This window comes from Acinetobacter sp., from assembly GCF_041911495.1.
GTDB lineage: Bacteria > Pseudomonadota > Gammaproteobacteria > Pseudomonadales > Moraxellaceae > Acinetobacter.
In genome coordinates, this window is the sequence record NZ_JAYROT010000066.1 from 24,354 (window position 1) to 32,252 (window position 7,899).

Annotated in this window: 7 protein-coding genes; 5 read left to right on the forward strand and 2 right to left on the reverse strand. The window is 41.5% G+C overall.

The features are described from left to right. Nucleotides 1–105: 105 nt before the first annotated feature. A complete protein-coding gene (locus ACE3PQ_RS09065) occupies nt 106–939 on the reverse strand; it encodes a TIGR03915 family putative DNA repair protein (RefSeq protein WP_374297114.1) in 834 nt (277 codons plus the stop codon). A gap of 30 nt (nt 940–969) precedes the next feature. Next, nucleotides 970–2,232, reverse strand: coding sequence for a putative DNA modification/repair radical SAM protein (locus tag ACE3PQ_RS09070; RefSeq protein WP_374297094.1), 1,263 nt, complete (start codon nt 2,230–2,232; stop codon nt 970–972). Between the two features lie 231 nt (nt 2,233–2,463). Between ACE3PQ_RS09070 and glyQ the strand changes: the two genes are divergently transcribed. From glyQ to ACE3PQ_RS09095, 5 genes are all read left to right on the forward strand, one after another. Continuing rightward, on the forward strand, nt 2,464–3,444 hold the full coding sequence (glyQ, locus tag ACE3PQ_RS09075; RefSeq protein WP_374297096.1) for a glycine--tRNA ligase subunit alpha: 981 nt from the start codon (nt 2,464–2,466) through the stop codon (nt 3,442–3,444). A gap of 34 nt (nt 3,445–3,478) precedes the next feature. Beyond that, nucleotides 3,479–3,874 (forward strand): tautomerase family protein, encoded by a 396-nt coding sequence (locus ACE3PQ_RS09080; RefSeq protein WP_374297098.1) that lies wholly within the window; start codon nt 3,479–3,481, stop codon nt 3,872–3,874. A gap of 46 nt (nt 3,875–3,920) precedes the next feature. Then, nucleotides 3,921–5,987: a glycine--tRNA ligase subunit beta gene (gene glyS / locus ACE3PQ_RS09085; RefSeq protein WP_374297100.1), complete on the forward strand. Its 2,067-nt coding sequence runs from the start codon at nt 3,921–3,923 to the stop codon at nt 5,985–5,987. A 69-nt stretch (nt 5,988–6,056) separates the two neighbouring features. Beyond that, nucleotides 6,057–7,016 carry a COG2958 family protein gene (locus tag ACE3PQ_RS09090; RefSeq protein ID WP_374297102.1) on the forward strand — a complete coding sequence of 320 codons (960 nt, stop codon included), beginning with the start codon at nt 6,057–6,059 and terminating at the stop codon, nt 7,014–7,016. Between the two features lie 168 nt (nt 7,017–7,184). Further along, nucleotides 7,185–7,730: a hypothetical protein gene (locus ACE3PQ_RS09095; RefSeq protein ID WP_374297104.1), complete on the forward strand. Its 546-nt coding sequence runs from the start codon at nt 7,185–7,187 to the stop codon at nt 7,728–7,730. Nucleotides 7,731–7,899 lie beyond the last annotated feature (169 nt).

Sequence of the window (7,899 nt, forward strand, 5' to 3'; positions counted from 1 at the left end):
CAAAATGCTCGCTCAGTATAGTCAAATTCTGCTTAGAGATGTATTTGACTTACAGCTTATCTTTATCAGCGTTTTTGATCGTAATGAATAGCTATATAGACGCATTTATACAGATTTCTCATTCAGATAACGCCAATAGCGTTTTGGTACGCATTGCACATGGAGCTTGATATTCTGCCGTTCTTTGATGTTAATACTCTGAAAATAATCCTTCCACAATTGATCATACAGCACCTCTTGATCATCTAGATCAATCAGAAACTGCTGACTACCGCCTATCTCCTTTTGCGCATCAATGGTCTGTGCGGATAAATCGACTTCTTGCACTTGATCTAAATCGTAATAGATTCCGAAGTGTCTTTTTTCATCATAAATCAACCAACGCTGATCTTGATAACGATTGCGAAAATGGCGCTGTATCAAAGGCAACACATTAAAATCAGGTGCAATCAAACTCAAAAACACACCATCACTGCTTTTCTTAAAGCGCACAAAGGCTTCCATGCGATGCTTTTCTCGTCCAACTTTTTTTGCCCACTGCGCAATCGCAAGTACACTTGGATGGGTATAGTTTTTCTCAAGTGAGTGAACCTGTTGAGTCTGTGCATGTCGAAAAATATAAATGCAGTAGTTAAAAATATGCTGATACGCATCCGTATTTTCAGCCAAAAACGCATAATACAATTGTCGAAGTGCATTGTTTGAGAGCTTTTGTTTTAATGCCGTCCACACACGCTGAGCATGTGCTTCATCACTTACCACATCAATCGATACATTAAATAAATTATCCTGTAAAGAGTGGTGGAATGCGCTATTTTGCTTCGACGTGTAAGCATGAATCTCAACCTCATATTCTCGAAATTGAAATGCACGAAATACACAGCATAGCAATCCTGTCAATGTGCCATCAAAGCAATAAATCGGTCGTTCATTCGCCACATGGGGAGACTTCACTCTCATTCGGCGCACCTAGAATCCCAAGCTCAACTGCGGTGACAATTGTTTGACGTATTTGGAGTTCCCCTTTTCCACGATCTGCTGACGAATCTGCTGTGGTTGTAATTCTTTTTGAAAGCTCGGACTGTCTTCACAGCGGATAAAATATTGCGCTCGACTATATGCCACGCCAAGTTTTTTCAGCAAATCACTGTGAATTTTGCCAAAGCGCCGTGCTTGGACGATTTTCTTGGCAGATTTCACGCCAATCCCTGGAACACGTAAAATCATCCGATAGTCAGCACGATTCAAATCCACTGGAAAAGACTCAGGATGACGTAGTGCCCAACTGAGCTTTGGATCAATATCTAAATCCAAATGCGGATGCTTTTCATCGACGATTTCATTGACTTCAAAACCATAAAAACGCATCAACCAATCACTTTGATAGAGTCGATTTTCACGCAATAGTGGCGGTGCCGAACCAACCGCAGGCAAAGTGTTATTTTCCTGATTAATCGGGATATAACCTGAATAATAAACCCGTTTCAGCTGAAAAGTTTTGTAGTGATGATCCGCCATCAGCAACACATCTTGATCGGTTTCTTGATGTGCGCCAACCACCATCTGCGTAGTCTGTCCCGCAGGTACATACTTCGGCACATGTTTGATAATTTGTCGTTCATCTTTAAGCTGAATCAGGCGATCTCGCACTAAACCTAAATCTTTTTGCACCTCTTGATGTGATTTTTCTGGTGCGAATTGTTTCAAGCCAATTTCTGTCGGCATTTCTAGGTTGATGCTCATGCGATCGGCATACAATCCTGCTTCATGAATCAGCTCTGGCGAAGCACCGGGAATGGTTTTTAGATGGATATAGCCATTGAAGTTTTCTTCAAGACGTAGCTTCTTCACCACTTGCATCATGCGCTCCATGGTGTAGTCCGCCGATTTAAAAATCCCTGAACTGAGAAACAGTCCTTCGATATAATTACGACGATAGAAATTAATGGTCAGATCCACCACTTCTTGCACAGTGAAGGCTGCTCGTTTGACATCGTTCGAGCGCCTTGACACACAATAAGCGCAGTCATAAATACAGACATTGCTAAATAGGATTTTCAGCAAAGAAACACAGCGCCCATCTTCGGTGAAGGTATGACAAATCCCTGATTGAGTCGCATCACCCAAACCTTTATTTTGATTTTTACGCTGACTGCCACTCGATGAACAGGACACATCATACTTAGCCGCATCAGCGAGTATTTGCAGTTTTTCACGGATTCGATCAGACATGGCGTGCGCCTCTCATTTCAATAACTTTCAATAATAAAGTCAGCCTTTCGAGCAATCGATATAGAGTTCAATGTAGCACATGGTGGAGTATGCTTTAATACAACCAAGGTAAGAGTGCGACACGAGTTGTCGCAAAAAGTTAAACACTCAAACTCGATAATCCTTTGCCACGTCCCTTGAAAATCCTTATACTTAAGCACAATTTTTTCTTATATTTTTAATGGATGCCACATGAGTCGCGCCATCTCGCATATTGATACCTTTCAAGGGCTGATCTTAGCTCTACAAAACTTTTGGGCAGAACAAGGCTGTGTCGTCCTGCAACCTTACGACTTAGAAATGGGCGCAGGTACATTCCACACGGCAACCTTCTTGCGTGCACTCGGTCCTGAAACATGGAATGCAGCCTACGTACAGCCGTCACGTCGTCCGAAAGATGGGCGTTATGGGGAAAACCCAAACCGTTTACAGCATTACTATCAATTCCAAGTAGTATTGAAGCCAAATCCAAGCAATATTCAACAACTCTATTTAGACTCACTCAAAGCCATCGGCATCGACACCTTAACCCACGATGTCCGTTTTGTTGAAGACAATTGGGAATCTCCAACGCTTGGCGCATGGGGCTTAGGTTGGGAAGTTTGGCTCAACGGCATGGAAGTGACGCAGTTCACCTATTTCCAACAAGTCGGTGGTGTCGAGTGCTACCCTGTCACTGGCGAAATCACTTATGGTCTTGAGCGTCTTGCGATGTATTTGCAAGGAGTTGATTCAGTCTATGATTTGGTCTGGACGAAAGGTCAATTCGGTACGGTAACATATGGCGATGTGTTCCATCAAAACGAAGTCGAGCAATCAACCTATAACTTTGAATATGCACCAGTCGATAAATTATTTGAACTGTTTGATTTTCATGAATCTGAATCAAACCGTTTGATGCAAGCTGAGTTACCACTACCTGCCTATGAGCAAGTGGTCAAAGCATCACATACCTTTAACTTGCTTGATGCACGTGGCGCAATCTCTGTCACTGAACGTCAGCGTTATATTCTCCGTGTTCGTACTTTGGCACGTGCCATTGCGCAAAGCTATGTACAATCTCGTGCAAAACTCGGCTTCCCAATGGCTGAACCACATTTACGTGATGAAGTCTTGGCGCAATTGAAAGCTCAGGTTGAAGCGGAAGCATTACAGAACAAATCCGATACATAAATGGAAAAATAAAATCTTATTTAGGAAAATGAAAATGCCAAGTGTTGTTATTGAAGTAAGACGTGAATATACCTCTGAACAGGAAATAGCCATTATTGAAGCCGTTCAATCTGCTTTGGTAGAACATTTTCAAATTCCTGAAAAAGACAGACATATCCGTTTGATCGCCCATTTACCGCATCGCTTTGCTTGTCCACCTCATCAGGAACAACCAGAGTTTTATACACAAGTTAGTATTGATGCTTTCGCTGGGCGCTCTGTAGATGCAAAACGAAACCTTTATCAAGGCATTGTAAATAATCTTGAATTACTCGGTATTCCTCCGAAATACGTCACGATTATTGTTCGAGATATCCCATTAGAAAATTGGGGTATTCGTGGCGGTCAGGCTGCTTGCGATGTAAATTTAGGTTTTAAGGTTGATGTTTAAGTCATCACTTTTCAATAGATAAACGATTTATAGAAGATATTTGAACATGACACACACTGTATTATTCGAATTAGGCTGTGAAGAACTGCCACCAAAGAGCTTAAAAACGCTACGTGACGCCCTAAAAACTGAAGTCGAAAAAGGCTTAAACGATGCAGGACTTGGTTTTGATAGCATTGATGCCTATGCTGCGCCACGCCGTTTGGCATTGAAAATCAATCTAATCGAAGCACAGCAAGCCGATAGCCAAAAGCGCTTTGACGGTCCTGCGGTACAAGCAGCGTATGATGCCGAAGGCAAACCAACCAAAGCCCTTGAAGGCTTCTTGCGTGGTCAAGGCATAAGCGCCGATCAAGTATCAACTTTCAATGCAGGAAAAGTAGAAAAAGTCTGCTATTTCAAAGATATCAAAGGTCAAAGCCTTGATGCGCTTTTGCCGAATATTCTACAAACTGCGCTAGACAATCTCCCGATCGCCAAGCGTATGCGCTCAGCGGCAAGTCGTACCGAGTTTGTCCGCCCTGTGCAGTGGGTGGTCTTGCTCAAAGATGCGCAAATTATCGAAGCAACTATTCAAGATATCCTAGCGAGCAATCAAACTTTCGGGCATCGTTTCCATGCACCACAGGCGATTACGCTTGCTCATGCCAATGATTATCTCGATGCGCTCCGTAATGCCAAAGTCATTGCCGACTTTGAAGAACGTCAAGCGATGATTGATAGCCAAGTCAAAGCCCTTGCCGATGAAGTCGGTGCGATTGCCATCGTCCCTGCGGATTTGCGTGATGAAGTGACGGCTTTGGTTGAGCTCCCTGTTGCGCTTCGTGCCAGCTTTGAAGAACGCTATTTGGCTGTACCACAAGAAGCCTTGATCACTACTATGCAGGACAATCAAAAATATTTCTGCTTGGTCGATGGTCATAACAAACTGCAACCGTACTTCATTACCGTATCGAATATTGAATCGAAAGATCCAACCCAGATCATCGAGGGTAATGAAAAAGTGGTGCGCCCACGTTTGTCTGATGCAGAATTCTTTTTCTTACAAGATCAGAAACAACCGCTTGCCAGTCGTAAAGACAAGCTGAAAAATATGGTGTTCCAAGCACAACTCGGTACATTGTGGGAAAAAACTGAGCGTGTGGCAAAGTTGTCTGTCGCACTCTGTCAATTTACAGGCGCATCTCCTCTGGATGCAGAAAAAGCAGCATTTCTTTCAAAATGTGACCTCACTTCTGAGCTCGTCGGTGAATTCCCAGAACTGCAAGGCATTGCAGGCACCTATTATGCCCGCCTTGAAGGTGAAAATGATGAAGTTGCAGAAGCACTGGGTGAGCAATATTTACCGAAGTTTGCAGGTGATGCGCTTCCACAAAGCAAAACAGGCACCACCCTTGCCCTAGCCGATCGCATGGTGACTTTGGTCGGTATTTTTGGTATCGGTCAAGCGCCAACGGGTTCAAAGGATCCATTTGCGCTACGTCGTTCTGCGATTGGTATATTGCGCTTAATCATTGAAAATGAATTGGATATTAGCCTAGAAAACTTGGTAAATCTTGCGCTTGCAGGCTACGGTGATGTGATCAAAGATCATGACAAAACCCGTACTGATGCAGTCGCTTTCTTAGAGGGTCGCTACCGTGCTAAATACGAAGATCAAGGTGTCGATGTTGATGTGATCCAAGCTGTACAAGCATTGTCGCCAAAGTCACCGCTTGATTTTGACCAACGCATCAAAGCGGTGAACCATTTCCGCACTTTAGATGAAGCCAGTGCATTGGCTGCAGCGAATAAGCGTGTGGCAAATATTTTGGCGAAAGAAACCGTCACTGAAAATACAGTGAATGAAGCCACGTTAGTTGAGTCTGCAGAAAAAGACCTTTATCAAACGCTGAAAACTTTGACTGCAGAAGTTCAACCATTACTCAATAATCGTAACTACACAGAAGCTCTGTCAAAGCTTGCTGCGCTTCGCACACCGATCGACGCATTCTTTGATAATGTCATGGTGATGGCGGATGATCCTGCGCTTAAAGCCAATCGTTTGGCGCTATTAGCACAGCTTCGTGGATTATTCTTGAGTGTGGCGGATATTTCTATTTTGCAAAGTTAATCTTTCATTTCATTGAAAAAATAAATAAACCCTGCTATTAAATGAATGGGGTTTATTTTTGGAAAAATGATGAGCAAACTATCACAAGCGCAACGTATTCATGAGTTTTTAAAGGCGAATTCATTACAAAAATTTAAAGCCAGAGACATTACCACAGGCATCATTGAGATGTTTCCTGAGGATTATGTTGAAAAACGAGAAAATCCACGGTTTCAAAATGAAGATGATTTTATTAATCAAGTATTTGCTGAAATTGGTGCTCAAAAAGACAATATTTTGAATGTTTCACCATACATCCATATTCAGGACAAACCTCGTCCACGTGTTTTTTGGTATGACCCAAATACTATGTACCAAAATCATGCGCAATTACAAACAGAAGATGAAGCCCTTTTAAAAACAGATGACTTAGATATTCCGAAAACCAGTCAAATATCGAATCCAGACTATACTGAGCATGACCTGTATCCAATTTTGATTGAATTTTTAAAATCAGAAATAGGGCTATATTGCTTAAGAATCAATGAAAAAAAGTCCTCCAATTCACGTGGGCAAAATGGCAATCAATGGTTACACCCTGACATTGTAGCCATGCAACCATTAGACAAATCATGGCATGAGTACATCAAAACCTGTGTCAAACATGGTTCTGGTCAAAATGTGCGTTTATGGTCATTTGAAGTAAAGAAAGAACTTACTAGTGCTAACATTCGAAGTAGTTACTTTCAAGCTGTAAGTAATTCCAGTTGGGCACATGAGGGTTATTTAGTTGCGACCTCTATCTCAAATCAAGATACTGAGGAAGAACTAAGAATGCTGTCTGCGCTACATGGTATCGGCGTGATTTTACTCAATCCTGAAAATCCAACAGAAAGTGAAATCTTATTGCCTGCCAAGCGTAGGCAAGATGCAGACTGGCAAACCATTAATCGTATTTTAAACGAGAATAAAGACTTTAAGCATTTTATTGATTTAGTAGCCAATTACTTTCAATCAGGACGTCTATATTCAGAAAATTGGAACAGATAATCGGCAAAGCAAGATCAACAATAAATGTTAGCTCACACGCTGTAATATTTATGACACAAAAAAATCTTTAATCATGCCTATTACTTACCATTAGCGAACGAAGCCTACACACTACATTGATTTTTAAACGTTAAAGTAGGCAACATCGAAAATATCGAGTAATGATCTATGAAACAACTTAAACTAATTCTTGCGATTTCTACGGCTTTGGCAACAGGTTCAGTATTTGCCGACACAGCGAAACATGCTGTAGATGCATCTGTAAAAACACCACATACAAGCACTTCTGCAAATGTATCAGTGGAAACACCAAATATTCTACAAAAAGTAGGTGACACGACTAAAAATGTCGTAGGAAAAGTTGGTGAAACAACCTCTAATACCGCTTCAAAAGTTGGTACAGCGACTAAAGGCACTATTAGCAGTGGTGTAAATACTGTAGGTGATACTTCTAAGAAAGTATTCAATACAACAAAAGAGATCACGTCTAAAACAGCTGATAAAGCAAAATCAAAAGCATCTGATGTAAAAGTTGGCGCAAAATCAGTGACGAAGAAAACTGTGAATGGAACAAAATCAGTTGCAAACACAGTAAAAGACAAAGCAGTTGATACTAAAGATGCTGTAAAATCAAAAGTATCAAATGCAACAACTGGCTCGACAAGCATCGGTGTTAATGCTGAAGTCAATGGTCACGTAGGTCACCAACACTAAGCATGACAAACTCAAAAACCGAGCGCAATGCTCGGTTTTTTATGTCTAGATCAAGTTAGACACCCAATTTAGAATGAATAAAAGTTGAAGCCTTATACTTTGTAAATAAATTCTAGCCATAAAAAACCCCCCACCTGTTAGGTGGGGGGTTTAGGAATTAAAAGCTGGC